Here is a 3,873-nt window from a genome sequence, read left to right on the forward strand (position 1 = left end):
CATTCCTTTAAAGCCGTAGTAGGTTTCGTTTTTGGCTGCACAGTACCCATAATCGGCTTGTCCTTTAAAGTTGGCGCTCCCTTTCGCTCTTTTGAACCCACAGACGGACAGCGGAAATCCATCGATAATATGTACCGGCCTGTCGAATGCGCCCAATAATATCGCCAGCTTTTCTTGCAGTTTTTGTTTTACAACCCAAAGACTCGAGGCTTGTTTGGCAAAATTAGCGCGTGAACCGAGTCTGGGAAACCACTCGCGCCAGTGGTCATTAAAGTACTTCCAAATGCCTTTATCGGTTGAAAATCCCAAAAATTCACCCACCACTTCCATCGTGATGGCTTCTTCATCGCTCAGTTTAGGCGGATATCTCCGGCTTCTGAATCGCATACCTTGCTGTAACTGCGTTAAATTGTCATCTACCCAACAAAACATCCAAATGATAAAATCTTGCTGTGACATAGCCTTTTGTTCCTTTATTTCTCTATTTTTGGCGAAGTAAAGTTATAAAGGAGCGGCTATGTCATTTCAACTCACCATAAAAGTCGAGCATCGCGTTATTTTAATATTTAAATTGATGCCTTTTATAAAAAAGGAAAAAATAATTATATTATTAGACTATAAAAAATTAAAATCATAACAACCCGCATAGCGGATGGTTTTATGTTTAAGATGCTAACGCGACTTAAACTGGCTGAAGCAATAACTTAAATCCCGCTACAAATAGCGGGAATCTAAGATCGTTAATTTACGTTGCTAGCGATTGAAGATTATCTACTAATAATTAGGAATAATCAATAATACATACCAAATAATATAAAATTCATGTTTAAATATTCAAGGTTGGATATAATTAAATTCCCTTTCATGACCTTTATTTATTTCATATTGATTTTCTTTAAAAATAATCATTAGATGAAACTTAATAAAAACAACAGATAGCAGATAGCAGATAGCATTCAAAATCTTCCTTCCCAATTGCTTAAAACCTCTAAAGTCTGAATTGAATTTAAGCGAGGATCACAAATTATTTTTTCTAATTCTTCTTCATTTGGGTTATAACCTGAACCAAAACATTCAGCTATATTTTCTGCTGTTGTTTCAAGATGAATTCCAGCACAACAAGCATTACGTTCTATTACCTGTGTTTGAAAACTTATTACTTCGGCAATTATTTCTGTTATATTCCTACATTTATATCCCATACTAGTTTTATGAGTATTACCATGCATAGGATCACACATCCAAAGAACAGGAATATCCATATCTATAACAACATCAATTAGCTGTCCAAGTTTATGAATGTTTTTGCTGCCAAATCTAGATATAAAAGTGAGTCGCCCAGGAATTTTATTTGGATTTAATTTTTCACATAAAATAGAAATCATTGAAGGTGTAATTGTATTATCTATTTTACAGGCCACAGGATTATCTATTTTTGATAATAAACTAATATGCGGACTGTTTATATCAAGAGTTCTAATCCCAATCCAAGGCCAATGGGTACTAGCTAGATATTGTTTAGAATTTTCAGCGATACGAATTTGCGTTTTTTCATAATCCAGTAGTAATGCTTCGTGGCTAGTCCATATACGGGAATTTTGCTTATTACCTATAATATTATAATATTTATGGATAGAAGATAAAGTCTTTCTTGCAGCATGATAGGTCAAAATCATCCTTTTAGGGTCATTACGCCGTGCTTCTATTGTTAATTCTGGTTTATTAACACTATCACCTCGCCAAACTGGTAAAATAATATCCTTATATACTTCATATTGTTGTGAACGAGGCTTAGTATATTGACCTGCAATTCGACCAACAGTAATAACAGGTTTTTCTACTCTTTTAGAGAGGAAACTAGACATTTCATGCAAAAATTTAATTTTTTGAAAAACATGAGAATAATTGCTTTCAGATATTCTTTCTGCGCAATCTCCTGCTTGTAAAATTATTGCTTTTCTCTGCCATACTTGTTCTAGTTGTTCATAAATGTCAGTTATTTCATTATATGGAATTAATGGTAGGAATCTATTTAACCTTTTTTTTACGTTGATGAAATCAGATTCATTATCCCATATAGGTTGTTGCCAACTAAATTTTTTATTCGCAATATTCATGAATATTCTGCCTCTAAGTAAAAACTCGCCTTCATAGAAGGTGGTTTTCAGTTATTAATCAAAATGACATTTGCCATTAAAAATAATACTTACACATTATAATACAATAAATTATATTAAATAATTAACACAATTACATTTTTGAACATTTAATTAACTTTAAAAATATTAGCCCTCTCAAATTATAGTGGCGGTATTAATTGAAAATTAATTTTGTTATTTGGTGATTTTATATAATTTAAAATCATGAATTTCTCAGAGTCGGGATTTTTAGATTAATTTGAAATCAATAGTATTTATCATAATTTAATATTAAAAAACACATAAACTCCATCTAGGATAATAAAAATTGTATTTAATAATGCTTGAAGAGCTAGAGAGTAGGCACCTCAAGCATTAAAATAATTCAATATAATTAAGTCAATTAAAAAATATTGAATATAAAAAATCTAATTATATCTAAATATTATCTATTACTTCATTTTTTCTTAAATTCTTTAAAATTACCTCTGTAAGTTTTTCAGCATCTCCTTTTTGAAGGATAGAGTAATGATGACCGTTTACGATGCTAATATTGTCTTTATTTATCAGATTTTCAAACTTTAGTCTTTCTTGTTTAGAAATTTCATTTGAAAGCTCCAAAGATTCAGCAGCAAAATAACCAAACACGTTAGAGCCTAATGAATACGTTGGTCTATACCCTGAAACTAAGCTCAAATAATAAGTAGTTATATCTAGTATAGAATCAATATATTGAATAATACTGGTACTACATTGTAAACCTAAATTTGTCGCAATAATTTTAATAATATTTTTCCTTTTATCCTTATTAGAAAATGTTTCAAGACCCCAACCATCTGAAATTAATCGTGCATATACAATATTTATTTCTTCGTTAGAAACTGAGCGCTTTCTAAGAGTTACAACTATATTTATGGCTGCAAAAAATGCTAATTGCGCTTTCACTTGCGGTATTTTAGGTATTGGTCTAGGGTCTAATAAACCAGCATAACTAACGATAGAACCTCGTTTCTGAAGTTCCCGTTGTACTTCAAGCATTATAAAACTGCCAGAAGACCAGCCAAGTAGACGATACGGCCCATTAGGTTGAAACTGTGATATTTTATCACAATAGTATGAAGCTAAATCCATAAGATTAGAGTAACTCATTACTGAATTCGCCTGCAATCCGTAAACTGAGTAGTGCGTTGCTAGTTCTTTTGCTAAATATGAATAGCAGGTTACTTGTCCTCCGATAGGATGAATACAGAATAATTTAGGCTTATTGTTATTTACTTGTAATTCAATAACTGAAATATCTTCACTCAAAACCAAATTATTGGTCAGTTGTTTATTCCCAGAATTCAGCAGAAAATCATCAATTTTCTGAGCAAAATTTTCTAATATTGGTGTTTCGAATAATGTTTTCATGGAAACTTCTATTCGTAGTTCTTGACGTATCAGTGAAATTAAGTGGTTTGCCAATAGTGAGTGCCCACCAAGATGGAAAAAATTATCTTTAATGCTAATATCATTTTTACTATCGTTAGTCTGATAAAGAACTTCGGACCATAATCTAGCAAGAGTCCTCTCAGTTTCAGTGCAGGGGGCAATATAGCCGCTATCTTTATTGTCCCAGCTTGGTTCTGGCAGATTCCGATGATTTATTTTTCCGTTAGGCAATCGAGGCAGCATTGCTAATGATACATAAAGAGTAGGTATCATGTAAGTTGGAAGTTTATCATTTAAATAAAGC

The 3,873-nt window shown here is 31.9% G+C and carries 2 protein-coding genes and 1 pseudogene; all 3 read right to left on the reverse strand.

Features of this window, described 5'->3' with window-relative positions:
- Positions 1-459 (reverse strand): annotated as a pseudogene (locus ABLA85_RS18550) (IS982 family transposase); the annotation flags it as partial.
- Positions 460-956: 497 nt separating this feature from the next.
- The gene (locus tag ABLA85_RS18555; RefSeq protein WP_367965791.1) at positions 957-2,117 is read right to left on the reverse strand and encodes a 3-deoxy-7-phosphoheptulonate synthase; all 1,161 of its coding nucleotides are present in this window, start codon (positions 2,115-2,117) and stop codon (positions 957-959) included.
- A 459-nt stretch (positions 2,118-2,576) separates the two neighbouring features.
- Positions 2,577-3,873 (reverse strand): thioesterase domain-containing protein (locus tag ABLA85_RS18560; RefSeq protein ID WP_367965792.1); only part of this gene is annotated, 1,297 nt, incomplete at its 5' end.

The sequence above is a fragment of the Xenorhabdus sp. SGI246 genome (assembly GCF_040838225.1).
Classification (GTDB): Bacteria; Pseudomonadota; Gammaproteobacteria; order Enterobacterales; family Enterobacteriaceae; genus Xenorhabdus; species Xenorhabdus indica.

Coding starts and splice junctions, on each gene's coding strand:
- ABLA85_RS18555 (WP_367965791.1), bottom strand. CDS start 2,117: ATGAATATTGCGAATAAAAAATTTAGTTGGCAACAACCTATATGGGAT.